A 16049-nucleotide genomic window follows, 5' to 3' on the forward strand; every position below is an offset into this window, starting at 1 on the left:
TTAAAGAGCAGTGCCGCTTCGTTTTCGCTGCGGCGCGGGGTGTGCATATTACGCTTTCCCGCTTCAGAGTCAAGCGTTTATTTCGCTTTTCTCTGCTGACCCGGCGGCGTGTGTGCCGTTGTTCCGTGTCAGTGGAGGCGCATTATAGGGAGTAATTCCGAAGCTGCAAGGATAAAGTGAAAATTATTTACTGACTGCTCACTTTCCAGGCAAAACGCATCCCAGACCTCAATTTTCGCCTGGTTTTTAAACAAAAACGAGCCGCAAGCGGCTCGTTTTTGCGTTTTGTGACTTACTGCACTGCCACAATACGATCGTCGTTGGCTTCCAGACGGATAACTTTGCCCGGAATCAGTTCTCCGGAAAGGATCTGCTGCGCCAGCGGGTTTTCGATCTGCTGCTGAATAGCACGTTTCAGTGGACGCGCACCATAAACCGGATCGTAACCATTCTCGCTCAGCAGCTTCAGCGCATCGTCGGAGATGTGAATTTCATATCCACGCTCTTCCAGACGTTTGTACAGACGCTGCAGCTGGATCTGCGCAATCGACGCAATGTGTTTCTCACCCAGAGGATGGAATACCACCACTTCGTCAATACGGTTAATGAACTCCGGACGGAAGTTATGGCTCACCACACCGAGCACCAGATCCTTCATATGGCTGTAGTCAAGTTCACCGAAACGTTCCTGAATCAAATCGGAACCCAGGTTCGAGGTCATGATGACGACCGTATTACGGAAATCGACCGTTCTCCCCTGCCCGTCCGTCAGACGACCATCATCCAGCACCTGAAGCAGGATGTTGAACACATCCGGATGCGCTTTTTCCACCTCATCCAGCAGGATGACGGAATAAGGACGCCGGCGCACCGCTTCGGTCAGGTAGCCGCCCTCTTCATAACCAACATATCCCGGAGGCGCACCGACCAGACGCGAGACGGAGTGTTTCTCCATGAACTCGGACATGTCGATACGCACCATCGCATCGTCGCTGTCGAACATAAAGTTTGCCAGCGCTTTACACAGTTCGGTTTTACCGACACCGGTCGGCCCCAGGAACAGGAACGAACCGATCGGGCGATTTGGATCGGAAAGCCCAGCACGGCTACGGCGAATAGCGTTGGAGACCGCTTCAACCGCCTCGTCCTGACCAATCACCCGCTGATGCAGATCCTGCTCCATACGCAGCAGCTTATCGCGTTCGCTTTCCATCATGCGCGCCACCGGAATACCGGTCCAGCGAGCGAGCACTTCGGCAATTTCGGCATCCGTCACTTTATTACGTAACAGACGCATGGTTTTGCCTTCAGACTGCGTGGCGATCTCAAGCTGTTTCTCCAGCTCAGGAATTTTGCCGTACTGCAGTTCAGACATACGTGCCAGGTCACCCACACGGCGAGCCTGCTCAATGGCAATTTTGGCCTGTTCGAGTTCCGCTTTAATGGTCTGCGTGCCAGAGAGGGAGGCTTTCTCGGCTTTCCACTCTTCTTCCAGCTCAGAATACTGGCGCTCTTTATCGTCCAGCTCTTCATTGAGCATATCCAGGCGTTTCTTACTGGCTTCATCAGACTCTTTTTTCAGCGCCTGCTGTTCCAGCTTGAGCTGAATGATGCGGCGGTCGAGTCGGTCCAGTTCTTCCGGCTTCGAGTCAATCTGCATACGAATGCTCGACGCCGCTTCATCGATCAGGTCGATTGCTTTATCAGGCAACTGACGATCGGCGATATACCGATGCGAAAGCGTCGCCGCCGCAACGATGGCCGGGTCAGTAATCTGCACATGGTGGTGCAGTTCATAACGCTCTTTCAGACCACGCAGGATCGCGATGGTATCTTCAACGCTTGGCTCGGCAACAAACACCTTCTGGAAACGACGTTCCAGAGCGGCATCTTTCTCAATGTACTGACGATACTCATCAAGCGTAGTGGCACCGACACAGTGAAGTTCACCACGCGCCAGCGCAGGTTTCAGCATGTTCCCGGCATCCATCGCGCCGTCGGCCTTACCAGCCCCCACCATGGTGTGCAGTTCGTCGATAAACAGAATGACATTGCCTTCCTGTTTCGCCAGGTCGTTAAGCACGCCTTTCAAACGCTCTTCAAACTCACCGCGGTATTTCGCACCGGCCACCAGCGCGCCCATATCCAGCGCCAGTACGCGGCGGCCTTTCAACCCTTCCGGCACTTCACCGTTTACGATACGCTGCGCAAGCCCTTCAACGATGGCGGTTTTACCGACCCCCGGCTCACCAATCAGTACCGGGTTGTTTTTGGTACGACGCTGCAGTACCTGAATCGTACGGCGGATCTCTTCGTCACGGCCGATAACCGGGTCAAGTTTGCCCTGCTCGGCACGTTCGGTCAGATCGACCGTAAATTTCTTCAAAGCCTGACGTTGGTCTTCGGCTCCCTGATCGTTCACGCTTTCACCTCCGCGCATTTTCTCAATCGCCTGAGTCACATTGGCGGTGGTTGCACCGGCAGATTTCAGCAGGTCGGTCAAGGTACCGCGTGATTCAAGCGCCGCCAGAACAAAGAGCTCCGACGAAATAAAGTTGTCCCCACGTTTTTGCGCCAGCTTGTCGCAAAGGTTCAGCACGCGCACCAGATCCTGCGACGGTTGAACGTCGCCGCCGGTACCTTCTACCTGCGGTAAACGGCTCAGTGCCTGATCAATAGCGGTGCGTAACTGGCCAGCATTAATGCCAGCAGACGTTAATAAAGGACGTACCGATCCCCCTTCCTGATTCAGCAAGGCGCTCATTAAATGAAGAGGTTCGATGAATTGGTTGTCGTGCCCCAGTGCAAGGGACTGGGCATCGGCGAGAGCAAGCTGGAATTTATTAGTAAGACGATCCAGACGCATAACTCCTCCCATAACAGGTCAAATTTGCTACTGGAGATTAAATGAGGTCATCCCTCAATTATTCAAGGTTAATGACCTGAATTATGTGAAAAGAAAACGGCACGTGCCGGATCGTCTTGATTCTTTAGGTTATATCAGCCAAATGAAACTTGCCATACGACCCGTCGTCTTGTCGCGGCGATAGGAGAAAAAATCACCCTTTTCGGTGAACGTACAGCGATCGCCGCCGAAGATCTGCGTTACGCCAATATTATTCAGACGCTGGCGGGCAAGCTGGTAAATATCCGCCAGATATTTTTCCCCGGCAGGCAGGAAGGCCTCAATGGCTTGCGGATCTTTTTCCATGAATGCTTCGCGAACCTCCGGCCCCACTTCAAAAGCACGAGGGCCAATCGCCGGACCTAGCCAGGCCATGATATTGGCGGGATCATCATTGAAGCAGGCGACGGTCTCTTCCAGCACGCCCTCGCATAAGCCACGCCACCCCGCGTGCGCTGCTGCTACCCCCGTACCGGCACGGTTACAAAACAGAACCGGCAGACAATCGGCGGTCATTACGGCACAAACCGTGCCCGGCGTATTACTGTAAGAAGCATCGGCGCGTTTGGAAGCGTAAGGTTCTCCCGTCAGCTTCAGTACCGCTTTGCCGTGAACCTGCTCCAGCCAAACCGGCTTCGACGGCAGATTTCCCGCAGCAAACAGACGCGTGCGGTTCTCTTCAACGTGTTCCAGGCTATCGCCGCAGTGCGCGCCGAGGTTTAAAGACTCCCACGCGCCCTGGCTCACGCCGCCAATACGGGTCGAACTACAGGCGGCCACGCCTGCAGGCAGCGGCCACTCCGGGACAATCAGCTTGGTCATAACCAGTCCACTTGATCCTTATGTTCTTCGAAATCGGCACGCATGGCATCAATGAGTTCCACCATATCCTGCGGGATAGGCGCATGCCATTCCATCTGGATACCACTGATCGGGTGATAAAGACGCAGCATGGTCGCGTGCAGCGCCTGACGATCGAATTTACGCAGTACGCTGATGAACTCATCCGACGCGCCTTTTGGCGGACGCGGACGACCGCCGTACACCTGATCCCCCACCAGCGGATGGGTAATGTGCGCCATGTGAACGCGGATCTGGTGAGTACGACCGGTTTCCAGGCGCAGGCGCAGGCGGGTATGAATACGGAAGTGCTCCATAATGCGATAGTGCGTCACCGCCGGTTTACCCATCGGATGCACCGACATATGGGTACGTTTCGTCGGGTGACGGCTGATCGGCTCTTCTACCGTGCCGCCAGCGGTCATGTGTCCAATCGCCACCGCTTCATATTCGCGAGTAATCTCACGCAGCTGCAGCGACTCCACCAGACGGGTTTGAGCGGGAACGGTCTTCGCCACCACCATCAGACCGGTGGTGTCTTTATCCAGACGGTGAACGATGCCTGCACGTGGGACGTCCGCAATCGGCGGATAATAATGAAGAAGTGCGTTAAGTACCGTACCGTCTGGATTCCCTGCGCCCGGATGAACAACCAGGTCGCGCGGCTTGTTGATCACCAGAATGTCATCATCTTCATAGACGATGTCCAGTGGGATATCCTGCGGCTCGAAGCGGATTTCCTCTTCGATTTCAGCATTGATGGCAACAGCTTCCCCACCAAACACTTTCTCTTTTGGTTTGTCCCAGATCTTGCCGTTTACCAGCACGCGCTGGTCAAGGATCCATTCTTTTATACGTGAACGCGAATAATCAGGGAACAATTCGGCCAAAGCCTGATCTAAGCGTTGACCGAGCTGATTTTCGGAGACTGTTGCGGTGAGTTCTACTCGTTGTGCCATAAACTGCTTCTTTGTTTAACGTTGGGTTTTACGGCTTTGCCGTTTAATATAGTGTGCTATTGTAGCTGGTCTTAATCGGGAGCAGGAACAGAGTTTCTCCCGGACAAACATTTGAGGAAAGTCAAAACGTCATGACGCGCATGAAATATCTGGTGGCAGCGGCCACGTTGAGCCTGGCTTTGGTGGGCTGCTCCGGTTCGAATGAACAGGTCCCTGACAATCCGCCGAATGAAATCTATGCGACTGCACAACAAAAGTTGCAGGACGGTAACTGGAAACAGGCGATAACGCAACTGGAAGCGTTGGATAATCGCTATCCATTTGGTCCGTATTCGCAGCAGGTACAGTTAGATCTTATCTACGCCTACTACAAAAATGCCGATCTGCCGCTGGCTCAGGCAACTATCGATCGTTTCATGCGTCTGAACCCGACTCATCCTAACATCGACTACGTCATGTACATGCGCGGCCTGACCAACATGGCGCTGGACGACAGCGCCCTGCAGGGCTTCTTCGGCGTAGATCGCTCCGACCGTGACCCGCAGCATGCGCGCGACGCCTTCAATGACTTCTCCAAGCTGGTGCGCGGCTATCCGAACAGTCAGTACGTCACCGACGCGACCAAACGTCTGGTGTTCCTGAAAGATCGTCTGGCGAAATATGAGTACTCCGTTGCGGAATACTATACCCGCCGTGGCGCATGGGTTGCCGTGGTTAACCGCGTAGAAGGTATGCTGCGTGATTACCCGGATACTCAGGCAACGCGTGACGGCCTGAAGCTGATGGAAAATGCTTACCGTCAGATGCAGATGACCGCTCAGGCTGAAAAAGTGGCGAAAATAATCGCCGCGAACAGCAGCAACACGTGATAGCGTTTCAATGCAAAACGGCAGCCCGAAGGCTGCCGTTTTTTTATTCAATTCCGACATCCGCTGAAGCGCTTTAGCCTCAACACATCCCGTCAACTATGACCGTAATTCGTACCTTCCACAAGGTAAATCTCATTTCTTCCTGCCCTGCCTCACAAAAAAGATTCCCTGACAAAAACCGACAAAATAACGTGATCTAAATCACACATTTTGACATTAGGTCGGGTATGCTGGAATCACCAAGACGGAAAGACAAGAGGTAAAATTTATGACAATGAACATTACCAGTAAACAAATGGAAATTACTCCGGCAATTCGCCAGCACGTCGCAGACCGTCTCGCCAAACTGGATAAATGGCAAACACATTTGATTAATCCACATATCATCCTGTCCAAGGAGCCCCAGGGTTTCATCGCTGACGCAACTATCAATACTCCAAACGGCCATCTGGTCGCCAGCGCAAAACATGAGGATATGTACACCGCAATCAACGATTTGATCAACAAGCTGGAACGGCAGCTCAATAAAGTGCAACACAAAGGTGAAGCCCGTCGCGCCGCAACGTCGGTGAAAGACGCCAGCTTCGCGGAAGAAGTTGAAGAAGAGTAATCCTTTAAATTGAGTGTACCGCCAACGCGCCTTCGGGCGCGTTTTTTATTGACAGGGTGAAAACAGTACGGGTACTTTAACGGTATCAATCACAGGATGACTTTATGAAACTTACGCCGTTCTTCTTCGCATTCTTTTTTACCTTCCCCTGAACGGGAGGCGTTTCGTCGTGTGATAAAGAATGCGAAGACGAACAACAAGGCCTCCCACACCGGGGGGCCTTTTTTATTGATAACGATAAAATGAGACAGGCAACACTATGACACCGGAAAACCCGTTACTGGATCTGCGAGTAAAAATCAGCGCGCTGGATGAAAAATTACTGGCGCTGCTGGCCGAACGTCGCGCCCTCGCCGTTGAAGTGGGCAAAGCCAAGCTGGACTCCCATCGTCCGGTCCGTGACATCGACCGCGAGCGGGATCTGCTGGAGCGTCTCATCCAGCTCGGCAAAGCGCATCACCTCGATGCCCACTACATCACCCGGCTGTTCCAGCTCATCATCGAAGATTCCGTTCTGACCCAGCAAGCGCTACTCCAGCAGCATCTCAATAAAACCAACCCGCACTCGGCGCGCATCGCCTTCCTCGGGCCTAAAGGCTCCTATTCTCATCTGGCCGCACGCCAGTATGCCGCACGTCATTTTGAAGAGTTTATTGAGAGCGGCTGCGCAAAATTCGCCGATATTTTTAACCAGGTTGAGACCGGCCAGGCGGATTACGCCGTGGTGCCGATTGAAAACACCAGTTCCGGTGCCATCAACGACGTCTACGATTTACTGCAGCACACCAGCCTGTCGCTGGTCGGCGAGCTGACGATCCCTATCGATCACTGCGTGCTGGTCTCCGGTTCAACGGACCTGAACACGATCGAAACGGTCTACAGCCATCCGCAGCCTTTCCAGCAGTGTAGCCAGTTCCTGAACCGCTATCCGAACTGGAAAATTGAGTACACCGAAAGCACCTCGGCGGCAATGGAAAAAGTAGCGCAAGCCAACTCCCCAACCGTTGCTGCGCTCGGCAGCGAAGCGGGCGGCGCGCTGTATGGCTTACAGGTTCTGGAACGCAATCTTGCTAACCAGACGCAAAACATCACCCGCTTCGTGGTGCTGGCCCGCAAGGCAATCAACGTGTCAGACCAGGTGCCGGCGAAAACCACGCTGCTGATGGCGACCGGCCAGCAGGCGGGCGCGCTGGTAGAAGCCCTGCTGGTGCTGCGCAACCACAATTTGATCATGACCAGGCTGGAATCACGCCCAATCCACGGTAATCCATGGGAAGAGATGTTTTACCTCGATATCCAGGCCAACCTGGAATCTGCATCCATGCAGAAAGCCCTTCGCGAACTGGGTGAAATTACCCGTTCAATGAAAGTGCTGGGCTGCTATCCGAGCGAAAACGTCGTCCCGGTCGATCCAAGCTAGCATTCGATAAAACGGCTTTTCTTCATCCCTGCCACATTAACCGGCAGGGTGAAGACGGCTCCGGAAAGCGGATACTTCGCCACCTCCTCCGCATCCATATTTTCCCGCGTGGTGGTAATGAACAGCGTTTTCATATCATCGCCGCCAAAGCAGACCATCGTCGGGCAACGCACCGGCATGCGGTATTCTTCCAGTTGCTCCCCTTGTGGAGAAAAACGCGCGATACGCCAGCCGTCAAACAGCGCGCTCCAGTAGCAGCCTTCCACATCCATCGCCGCACCGTCCGGTATCCCCTCGCCCTCTTTAAACTGACGAAACACCTCTCGCCTGCCGGGTTCGCCCTGTTCATCAACTGGCGTACGGTAAATTACGCCGTTTGGCGTATCAGAGGTAAACATCCACCGCTTATCCGGGCTAAACGCTAAGCCGTTATGACCGTGAATATCACACTGGATCACTTTCGGCGTCAGGTCGTTGTCGATGCGCATCAGCAGCGCGCCGTTGTAATCTCCCGGCCCCCAGAACGTGCCCGCATAGAAGCGCCCCTGGTGGTCGGTACCCCCATCATTAAAACGTGCGAGCTGCGGGTTTGAGGGGTTATCACACACCTTGCGCTGCAGGAGCCCATGCTTATCGGCAAGCCAGATGCCGTTGCGCATAGCGACGATAAAACCGCCTCGCTCACGCAGGGCAAAGCAGCCCACCTCTTCATGGAAGGAAAGCACGGTATGTTCCGCCGTCGGCAGGTGGTAGCGGTGGATCTCCCCTTCCAGAATATCCGCCCAGTAGAGCGCATTTTCTTCTGCGCTCCACGTCGGGCATTCGGGCAGATGCCCGGTGTAGTTCAACAGCAGCTGCGGTTCAGCCATGACAGTTCCCCAAAATGAAAAAAGCCAGCATTGCTGGCTTTCAGTATATACATCATTGGATTACTGGCGACTGTCATTTGCCTGGCGCAACAGCGTGCGGCTTTCACTCTGGAAACGCGTGGCGTAATCGCCGAACCAGTGCTCCACTTTGCGGAAGCTGTCGATAAACGCCTGCTTGTCTCCGTGCTCCAGCAGCGTAATGGCTTCGCCAAAGCGCTGATAGTAGCGCTTAATCAGCGCCAGATTATTTTCAGACGACATGATGATGTCGGCGTAAAGCTGGGGATCCTGCGCAAACAGACGCCCGACCATCGCCAGCTCAAGACGATAGATCGGTGAAGATAGCGCCAGCAGTTGTTCAAGCTGCACGTTCTCTTCCGCCAGATGCAGGCCGTAGGCAAAGGTCGCAAAGTGGCGCAGCGCCTGAATGAACGCCATGTTCTGATCGTGCTCGACCGCGCTGATGCGGTGCAGCCTCGCGCCCCAGACCTGAATCTGTTCCAGGAACCATTGATAGGCTTCAGGCTGACGGCCGTCGCAGTAAACCACCACCTGCTTCGCCAGGCTGCCGCTGTCCGGGCCAAACATCGGGTGCAGCCCGAGCACCGGGCCCGTATGCGCAGCCAGCATCGCCTGCAGAGGACCGTTTTTAACGGAAGCCAGATCCACCAGAATGCAGTCTTTTGGTAAAGGAGGAAGCTTCCCGATGATCTGCTCCGTCACGTGGATCGGCACGCTGACGATAACCATTCCGGCATCTTTCATCAGTTCCGGTGCTTGTGCCCAGTCCTCTTTTTCCAGAATGCGCACCTGATAGCCAGAAAGCGTCAGCATTTTCTCGAACAGACGCCCCATCTGCCCAGCTCCGCCAACAATCACCACCGGACGCAGGGACGGACAGAGGGTTTTAAAGCCCTTGTCGTTTTCGCTGGAATAGGATTCCCGCATCACGCGACGCAGAACATCTTCAATCAAATCCGGCGAAACGCCCAGCGCCTGCGCCTCTTTACGACGGGAGGCCAGCATTGAGGCTTCGCGCTCCGGGACGTAAATCGGCAGGCCGTATTTGCTTTTCACCTCACCGACTTCGGCAACAAGCGCCATACGGCGCGCCAGCAGGTCCAGCAGCGCCTTATCCACTTCATCAATTTGATCGCGCAGTGCGGTCAATTCAGCAACCATAACTACCCTCTTAAGCCAGACGCGTCGCCAGCTGGCCGCTTAAATCTTTATGGATCTCACGCAGCAGCGCATCTGTGGTTTCCCAGCTGATGCAGGCATCCGTCACGGAGACGCCGTTCTTCATCGCGCTGCGCGGCTGTTCTGATGACTGATTACCTTCATGAATGTTGCTCTCAATCATCAGGCCGATAATCGAACGGTTTCCGTCTTTGATCTGTGCGACCACGGATTCCGCAACCGCTGGCTGGCGACGGTAATCTTTATTCGAATTACCATGACTGCAATCTACCATCAGTGCCGGACGCAGTCCCGCCTGTTCCATCTCTTTTTCACACTGCGCCACGTCCGCAGGGCTGTAGTTTGGCGCTTTACCGCCGCGCAGGATCACATGACCGTCCGGGTTGCCCTGCGTTTGCAGCAGGCACACCTGGCCCGCCTGGTTGATCCCAACAAAGCGGTGCGGCATGGCGGCGGCGCGCATGGCGTTGATCGCCGTCGCCAGGCTGCCATCGGTACCGTTTTTAAAGCCAACCGGCATCGACAGGCCAGACGCCATCTCACGGTGGGTTTGCGATTCAGTCGTACGCGCACCAATTGCGGACCAGCTAAACAGATCGCCCAGGTATTGCGGGCTGTTTGGATCCAGCGCTTCGGTTGCCAGCGGCAGCCCCATGCTGACCAGTTCCACCAGCAGGCGACGCGCAATCTTCAGGCCTGCTTCCACATCAAACGAGCCATCCATGTGCGGATCGTTGATCAATCCTTTCCAGCCAACTGTCGTGCGTGGCTTTTCAAAATAGACGCGCATCACCAGATAGAGGCTATCGCTGACCTCCTCCGCTAATGCTTTAAATCGACGCGCATACTCAATGGCGGTTTCAGGATCGTGAATAGAGCAAGGACCACAAACCACCAGCAGGCGCGGATCGCGGCCAGCGATAATGTCAGAAATGGTCTGGCGAGAGTGCTCGATCTGAGCCTCCTGCGCGGCGCTCAGCGGAAACTCCGCTTTCAGTTGATCCGGGGTAATCAAAACCTGTTCGTCAGTGATATGTACGTTGTTCAGCGCGTCTTTTTGCATGATAGCGATCCTGTAAAGCTCGTTTGCGATAGTTGTTTTCCTCAGTGAGGTGAAACCACGATACCATAAAAAGTAAACATTTCAATCCAAAATACGTACACATTAGTTTACATTGGCACAATAAAGGCAAAAATCAGCCGCTAAAATCGTAAAGTTTAAATTACAGCCTAAATTTCTCCCGCCAGGCTATGCTGAAGAAAAAGGAGAAGGGTTATGCGATCGATTGCTTTCGTCCTGCTGTCGCTGTTTTTATCGGGCTGTCAGATTAATCCTTACACTTTCCAGCCCAACTGGACGAGCCCGGACTGGTTCAGCGCGGGTAAAGAAGACGCCATAAATGGCCTGCCGGTTAAAGATAACCAGACCCTGGCCGATAGTTTTAACGACCCCCACGTCGATCGTAATGAATATCTTCGCGGCTATGCTGATGGTCAGAAGAAAGTGTGTGAAGAAGGCTTTATTCATGCATGGGGATTAGCGGGCAAATCTTATCCAGCCAGTTGTGATACTGTTGAAAATGCAGCGAAACTGCATGCGTCATGGCAAAAAGGAATGGATGAAAGTATGCGTTCCAGCAGGCTTAATTAAGTCTGCTTTTATTCTTTGGAAAATAAACAACTGTAGGATTTAGCTTAGGTCAGCCATGGGCTATTTCTGACATAATGACGGTTCTGATAAACAATGGTATTCTGCCCGCAACTCTTAAGGACATCTATTTCCGGAGCGGTACGGCGGATTCTGGTGAGAAATTTATACTTGAACTCTTTGTTCCGACTCACTCTGGTGCTAATGCTGTTCCTTATGGTGGGCCCGGCGATGGCAGGCGCGCTCTCGGAGACAGATAAATCGGTACGTTCTATTGTCTCAGGCATAGTGAGCTATACGCGATGGCCGTCGCTTTCCGGTCAGCCTAAACTCTGCATCTATGCCACTTCTCACTATACGCACGCGCTCAGCGAAAACCAGGGGCATAACGAGTTACCTTATACCCCCGTTATTGTACGTAACGATCGGGAAGCCCTGGCCGCGACATGCGATGCTGTTTATTTCGGGACTGAACCACCTGCGAAACAACTTGAATTAATAAGTCAATATCAGGGCAGAGCATTGCTATTAATCTCAGAGCAAAATCCGGAATGTGTTATTGGCAGCGCCTTTTGCCTGATAATCGATCGTGGCCAGGTGCGATTTTCCGTCAATCTGGATGCGTTGACACGCAGTGGCGTCAGGGTTAACCCGGATGTATTGATGCTTGCACGGAATAAGCAGCATGGATAAAGATTTCATCTCGACGCAGCGTCCGACCTTTAAAAGAACGCTGAGGCGAAACAGCATGATAAGCGTCATCATCACAATGACGTTAATATGGCTGTTGCTCTGTTTTGCCTCGGTCGTAACATTAAAACAATACGCGCAAAAAAATCTCGAATTAACCGGCGCCACAATGAGCCACAGCCTTGAAGCCTCTCTGGTTTTCAACGATTCACTGGCGGCCAACGAAACGCTCGCTGCGCTGGGTAAGCAGGGGCAGTTTGCCGTAGCAGAAGTCATCAACGGGCATAAAAAGCGCTTTGCCTACTGGTCCTGGAACCCGAAGGATAATAACGACACGCTGGGGGCGCTGGTCAGCCGCTGGCTTTTCCCCGTTCCGGTTGCGCAGCCCATCCTGCACAACGGCGCGAAGATAGGTGAAATACGTCTTACCGCGCGTGACAGCCTTATCAGCCATTTCATCTGGATGTCGTTTGCCGTCCTCACCGGCTGTATTCTTTTTGCAACCGTCGTCGCGCTCACCATTACCCAGTCTCTGCACCGCGGCATGGTCACGGCGCTGCAAAATATCACCGACGTTGTGCATGACGTCCGCACCAATCGCAACTTTTCCCGTCGGGTGAAAGATGGGCGCATTGAAGAATTCCATCAGTTTGGAGAAGACTTTAACAGCCTGCTGGACGAGATGGAGGAGTGGCAGCTTAAGCTACAGGCGAAAAACGCTCAGCTGCTTCGTACCGCCATGCACGACCCGCTCACCGGTCTTGCTAACCGCGCTGCGTTTCGTAACAGTATTGCGGCATTAATGAATGACCCCTCGGCAAAAACAAACTCGGCCCTGCTCTTCCTCGACGGTGATAATTTTAAGTTTATTAACGACACCTGGGGACACGCGGCAGGAGACTGCGTGCTGATTGAAGTCGCCAGCAGGATGGTGGAATTTGGCGATAAACGCCATCAGTCCTACCGCCTTGGCGGTGACGAATTTGCCATGGTGCTGTACGGGGTGCATTCTGAACCAGAGGTTCAACACATTTGTGCTGCGCTAGCGCAGCAGTTTATCCGTCCGTTTGATCTGCACAACGGACAAAAAGCATCGATGTCACTCAGCATTGGCTTTGCTCTGGCGTGGGAAAATGCGTCCGTTGAAGCATTACTGGAGAAAGCCGACCGCAATATGTACCAGGTCAAGAACCAGCGTACAAAAACAATAAGTTAGGAAGGAAATTCTATGTTAAAACGTTACTTCGCGCCGTTAGTTATGGCCTCACTGGTTCTGGCAGGCTGTCAGTCGCCGCCCCAGGGCAAATTTACTCCTGAGCAAATCGCGGCGATGAAGTCATACGGTTTTAACGAACTGAACGGCGACTGGTCGCTTGGTATGTCGGACACCATTCTCTTTGATAAGAATGACGCCAGACTGCGCCCGGAAAGTGAAACACAGATCCAGTCCATGGCCTCTCGTCTGGCGAAAACTGGCCTGAATCACGCGCGAATGGACGGTCATACGGATAATTACGGTGAAGCAAGCTACAACGAAGCCCTGTCGTTAAAACGCGCCAATGCCGTGGCCGACGCGTGGGCGAAGGGCGCGAATATCCCGCGCAGCAATCTCACCACCCGGGGATTAGGCCAAAAATATCCGATTGCAAGCAACAGCACTGCACAAGGGCGCGCTGAAAACCGCCGGGTGTCAGTGGTTATCAGCGCGCCATAGGATTATTTAGCGGATGATTCGGTGAGCGACACGCCTGTTGCCGCTCGCCAGCGCAGCCAGTCAATCAGAACAAACAGCGCCAGACTCACGCCCATCACCGGCAAAGCCAGCCCCAGCAGTGCGCTGATGACCACGGTAACACCTCTTCCCCATCCTGACAGCGCCAGCCAGCTCTGAGTAAGCGTCTGCACCGGATTCATTGCCGACTTTGCCGGACGACGCATCCACCACATCCGGTATCCCCAGATGATAAGCACGCACAGGGCAAGGCCGAAAGCAACGAGCAGCAGCTGATTCACCAGCCCGAATAAGATCCCCATATGGAAATCCACGCCCCAGCGGGTCAGTTTTGCCATGAGCGGGAAGTCCTCGAATCGGGTTCTGTCGAGGATCTGCATCGTACCGGGATCAACCGCAACGGCGTCCACCTGAGTCGGCCAGCTGCGGTCGATTTCCGTCACTGTCCATGCGCGATCCATTGTTTTCGCCGGGCGGATCTCCAGCCTGTTGGCATCAATCCCCGCTTTACGCGCCGCGCTTAACACACCGTCAAACCGAGTCAGATCCATCGCCATTTCCGGCATCATCATTCCGCCGTGATGGCCACGGTGTTCGGCGTGCTCATCCACGCTCTCCGGCACGCCGGATAGCATCGTATTCACCTGCGGGGTTAGCCAGTTCAACTCAGCGCGCAGCTTATCAACATTCCCCCCCGCCCACTGGGACCAGGTCAGGCCGGTTGCAGAGAAGAGCAGCATGCCCCCCAGTAATATCCAGCCGAGCGTCACATGCACCCGACGACGGTTCTGGAAGCGATTGTTAATCCGGCGTTTTGGTCGGGTATAAAACCACAGGGCAATCCCTCCCAGTGCGGCCACCCACATCCAGGAAGCGGCCAGTTCGCTATAGAGCCGCCCGATATCGCCCAGCATCAGAGAGGTATGCAGATAATCAATGGTCTGACGCAGCGGTAAAATCCCGCTGGTGCCGTACACCGTCATATCCCCCCGCACCGCCAGGCTTACCGGATCGATAAAGATCGCCCGGTTTTCCGAAGGCCCCAGCGTCGGGTCAGCAAACATCACGCGGGTGGTTTCACCTTCAACCAGCCCCGGGCGAACGGCGTGCAAACGCAAATCTGAGCCAACGGCCTTTTCCGCCGTGGCGATTTGTTCCGCCAGCGGCTTTGGCTCTCCCACGGAATCCGTATGGAGCGCGTGCCGGTAGAGCGCATTCTCGAGCTGCGGGGTCGCCACGTACAGCGTACCGGTCAGCGCGGCGAAGAAGATAAACGGGCCGACAAATAGCCCGACGTAGAAATGGAGGCGACGCAGCAGGTTTCCCCATGCCGCGCGCGGAGTGCAGGTAGTCATACTTTTCCTTTTTAAGGCAAAAAGTTATCGATTGAGTTTTTAAAGGGAAAAAGCAGACTGCCGCGGCGGCGCGCGGGTATCAGGGTAAAGCCAGGGGAAAAAGTGCCAGTGGCTGACCGCCTGACGTGGCGGCTTAACGCGAAGCCTCTGCAGCACGATACTGAGCAGCACAATCAGCGCGAGCATCACGCCCGGCACGTGGGCTAACAGCACGCAGTAGCCGCACGCCTCCGCATGGTCGACAGGCATCGTGTGCGGCATATCGCCGTGATGCTCGTCCATCGACATCATGCTCATGTCATGATGCATGCCCGGCATGGCGCTCATGGGGTCTTTCTGCAGCGAGACGGAGATAAGGGGTGCTACCACGATCAGCAGGATCGCAAACAGCGCGGTCAAAGCCGCTGCGCGTTTCCGGTTAGGCTGATGCAGTACGTTATCCACTTCCCCTCCATTCAAGAGGCAAGCATTGTAAATGATTTATGACGAAAGGGTTAATGCGAGAGGTGCGATGGGATAAAAAAAGGGCCAGCCTTTCGGCCAGCCCTTTCTAACAGGATGTCGCTTAAGCGAATCTTAGTTCAGACGCTCTTTAATACGAGCAGACTTACCAGTACGCTCACGCAGGTAGTACAGTTTAGCTTTACGTACAGCACCACGACGTTTAACAGCAATGCTGTCAACTACCGGAGAGTGAGTCTGGAAGACACGCTCAACGCCTTCGCCGTTGGAAATTTTACGAACAGTGAATGCAGAGTGCAGACCGCGGTTACGAATAGCGATAACCACGCCCTCGAATGCCTGCAGACGTTTTTTGGAACCTTCAACAACCCATACTTTCACTTCCACGGTGTCACCTGGACGGAAGGAAGGTACGTCCTGCTTCATCTGCTCTTGTTCAAGTTGCTTAATAATGTTGCTCATAATTTAATCTCTTATCCTGGGTAAACTG

Annotated in this window: 17 protein-coding genes and 1 other annotated feature; of the genes, 8 read left to right on the plus strand and 9 right to left on the minus strand. The window is 54.0% G+C overall.

Features of this window, described 5'->3' with window-relative positions:
* Positions 1–292 precede the first annotated feature (292 nt).
* The 3 genes from clpB to rluD form a co-directional block, all read right to left on the minus strand.
* Positions 293–2866: an ATP-dependent chaperone ClpB gene (gene clpB, locus INF77_RS04260; RefSeq protein WP_041908644.1), complete on the minus strand. Its 2574-nt coding sequence runs from the start codon at positions 2864–2866 to the stop codon at positions 293–295.
* A gap of 129 nt (positions 2867–2995) precedes the next feature.
* Positions 2996–3727 (minus strand): purine nucleoside phosphorylase YfiH, encoded by a 732-nt coding sequence (gene yfiH / locus INF77_RS04265; protein WP_193532625.1) that lies wholly within the window; start codon positions 3725–3727, stop codon positions 2996–2998.
* Positions 3724–4704, minus strand: coding sequence for a 23S rRNA pseudouridine(1911/1915/1917) synthase RluD (rluD, locus tag INF77_RS04270; RefSeq protein WP_028014116.1), 981 nt, complete (start codon positions 4702–4704; stop codon positions 3724–3726). Before rluD ends, yfiH begins: the two co-directional genes overlap by 4 nt.
* A 131-nt stretch (positions 4705–4835) precedes the next feature.
* Between rluD and bamD the strand changes: the two genes are divergently transcribed.
* The 4 genes from bamD to pheA all read left to right on the plus strand — a co-directional run bounded on the left by bamD (position 4836) and on the right by pheA (position 7603).
* Positions 4836–5573, plus strand: a complete 738-nt coding sequence (bamD, locus tag INF77_RS04275) for an outer membrane protein assembly factor BamD (protein WP_023308867.1) — start codon at positions 4836–4838, stop codon at positions 5571–5573.
* Between the two features lie 268 nt (positions 5574–5841).
* Positions 5842–6183 carry a ribosome-associated translation inhibitor RaiA gene (raiA, locus tag INF77_RS04280; RefSeq protein WP_003863162.1) on the plus strand — a complete coding sequence of 114 codons (342 nt, stop codon included), beginning with the start codon at positions 5842–5844 and terminating at the stop codon, positions 6181–6183.
* A gap of 103 nt (positions 6184–6286) precedes the next feature.
* Positions 6287–6412, plus strand: a sequence feature (Phe leader region).
* A complete protein-coding gene (pheL, locus tag INF77_RS04285; RefSeq protein WP_100249759.1) occupies positions 6288–6335 on the plus strand; it encodes a pheA operon leader peptide PheL in 48 nt (15 codons plus the stop codon). (Overlaps the previous feature by 48 nt.)
* Positions 6413–6442: 30 nt before the next feature.
* A complete protein-coding gene (gene pheA, locus INF77_RS04290) occupies positions 6443–7603 on the plus strand; it encodes a bifunctional chorismate mutase/prephenate dehydratase (protein WP_028014117.1) in 1161 nt (386 codons plus the stop codon).
* Here pheA and INF77_RS04295 read toward each other — a convergent pair.
* The 3 genes from INF77_RS04295 to aroF are packed head-to-tail and all read right to left on the minus strand — an operon-like array spanning position 7600 to position 10735.
* Positions 7600–8472, minus strand: a complete 873-nt coding sequence (locus INF77_RS04295) for an SMP-30/gluconolactonase/LRE family protein (RefSeq protein WP_193532624.1) — start codon at positions 8470–8472, stop codon at positions 7600–7602. The two genes, pheA and INF77_RS04295, sit on opposite strands and share 4 nt — an antisense overlap.
* Before the next feature lie 60 nt (positions 8473–8532).
* A complete protein-coding gene (gene tyrA, locus INF77_RS04300; RefSeq protein WP_028014119.1) occupies positions 8533–9654 on the minus strand; it encodes a bifunctional chorismate mutase/prephenate dehydrogenase in 1122 nt (373 codons plus the stop codon).
* Positions 9655–9664: 10 nt separating this feature from the next.
* Positions 9665–10735, minus strand: a complete 1071-nt coding sequence (gene aroF, locus INF77_RS04305; protein WP_193532623.1) for a 3-deoxy-7-phosphoheptulonate synthase AroF — start codon at positions 10733–10735, stop codon at positions 9665–9667.
* A 213-nt stretch (positions 10736–10948) separates the two neighbouring features.
* Here aroF and INF77_RS04310 point away from each other — a divergent pair, with 213 nt between their 5' ends.
* The 4 genes from INF77_RS04310 (at position 10949) to INF77_RS04325 (ending at position 13724) form a co-directional block, all read left to right on the plus strand.
* A complete protein-coding gene (locus INF77_RS04310) occupies positions 10949–11323 on the plus strand; it encodes a DUF2799 domain-containing protein (protein ID WP_041908636.1) in 375 nt (124 codons plus the stop codon).
* Positions 11324–11551: 228 nt separating this feature from the next.
* Positions 11552–12013 (plus strand): YfiR family protein, encoded by a 462-nt coding sequence (locus tag INF77_RS04315; RefSeq protein WP_370528543.1) that lies wholly within the window; start codon positions 11552–11554, stop codon positions 12011–12013.
* On the plus strand, positions 12006–13226 hold the full coding sequence (dgcN, locus tag INF77_RS04320; RefSeq protein ID WP_028014122.1) for a diguanylate cyclase DgcN: 1221 nt from the start codon (positions 12006–12008) through the stop codon (positions 13224–13226). Before INF77_RS04315 ends, dgcN begins: the two co-directional genes overlap by 8 nt.
* Positions 13227–13238: 12 nt before the next feature.
* Positions 13239–13724, plus strand: coding sequence for an OmpA family protein (locus INF77_RS04325; RefSeq protein WP_028014123.1), 486 nt, complete (start codon positions 13239–13241; stop codon positions 13722–13724).
* 2 nt (positions 13725–13726) lie between these two features.
* Here INF77_RS04325 and INF77_RS04330 read toward each other — a convergent pair whose 3' ends face one another.
* The 3 genes from INF77_RS04330 to rplS form a co-directional block, all read right to left on the minus strand.
* The gene (locus INF77_RS04330; RefSeq protein ID WP_193532622.1) at positions 13727–15097 is read right to left on the minus strand and encodes a PepSY domain-containing protein; all 1371 of its coding nucleotides are present in this window, start codon (positions 15095–15097) and stop codon (positions 13727–13729) included.
* A 39-nt stretch (positions 15098–15136) separates the two neighbouring features.
* A complete protein-coding gene (locus INF77_RS04335) occupies positions 15137–15541 on the minus strand; it encodes a DUF2946 domain-containing protein (RefSeq protein WP_045260864.1) in 405 nt (134 codons plus the stop codon).
* 132 nt (positions 15542–15673) lie between these two features.
* Positions 15674–16021, minus strand: a complete 348-nt coding sequence (rplS, locus tag INF77_RS04340) for a 50S ribosomal protein L19 (RefSeq protein ID WP_002914145.1) — start codon at positions 16019–16021, stop codon at positions 15674–15676.
* Positions 16022–16049: the final 28 nt, after the last annotated feature.

The organism is Enterobacter cloacae complex sp. P1B (assembly GCF_014982345.1).
Lineage (GTDB): Bacteria > Pseudomonadota > Gammaproteobacteria > Enterobacterales > Enterobacteriaceae > Enterobacter > Enterobacter bugandensis.

Coding starts and splice junctions, on each gene's coding strand:
- INF77_RS04325 (WP_028014123.1), top strand. CDS start 13,239: ATGTTAAAACGTTACTTCGCGCCGTTAGTTATGGCCTCACTGGTTCTG.
- rplS (WP_002914145.1), bottom strand. CDS start 16,021: ATGAGCAACATTATTAAGCAACTTGAACAAGAGCAGATGAAGCAGGAC.
- INF77_RS04310 (WP_041908636.1), top strand. CDS start 10,949: ATGCGATCGATTGCTTTCGTCCTGCTGTCGCTGTTTTTATCGGGCTGT.
- clpB (WP_041908644.1), bottom strand. CDS start 2,866: ATGCGTCTGGATCGTCTTACTAATAAATTCCAGCTTGCTCTCGCCGAT.
- INF77_RS04295 (WP_193532624.1), bottom strand. CDS start 8,472: ATGGCTGAACCGCAGCTGCTGTTGAACTACACCGGGCATCTGCCCGAA.
- aroF (WP_193532623.1), bottom strand. CDS start 10,735: ATGCAAAAAGACGCGCTGAACAACGTACATATCACTGACGAACAGGTT.
- raiA (WP_003863162.1), top strand. CDS start 5,842: ATGACAATGAACATTACCAGTAAACAAATGGAAATTACTCCGGCAATT.
- INF77_RS04315 (WP_370528543.1), top strand. CDS start 11,552: ATGGCAGGCGCGCTCTCGGAGACAGATAAATCGGTACGTTCTATTGTC.
- tyrA (WP_028014119.1), bottom strand. CDS start 9,654: ATGGTTGCTGAATTGACCGCACTGCGCGATCAAATTGATGAAGTGGAT.
- bamD (WP_023308867.1), top strand. CDS start 4,836: ATGACGCGCATGAAATATCTGGTGGCAGCGGCCACGTTGAGCCTGGCT.
- pheA (WP_028014117.1), top strand. CDS start 6,443: ATGACACCGGAAAACCCGTTACTGGATCTGCGAGTAAAAATCAGCGCG.
- yfiH (WP_193532625.1), bottom strand. CDS start 3,727: ATGACCAAGCTGATTGTCCCGGAGTGGCCGCTGCCTGCAGGCGTGGCC.
- dgcN (WP_028014122.1), top strand. CDS start 12,006: ATGGATAAAGATTTCATCTCGACGCAGCGTCCGACCTTTAAAAGAACG.
- INF77_RS04330 (WP_193532622.1), bottom strand. CDS start 15,097: ATGACTACCTGCACTCCGCGCGCGGCATGGGGAAACCTGCTGCGTCGC.
- rluD (WP_028014116.1), bottom strand. CDS start 4,704: ATGGCACAACGAGTAGAACTCACCGCAACAGTCTCCGAAAATCAGCTC.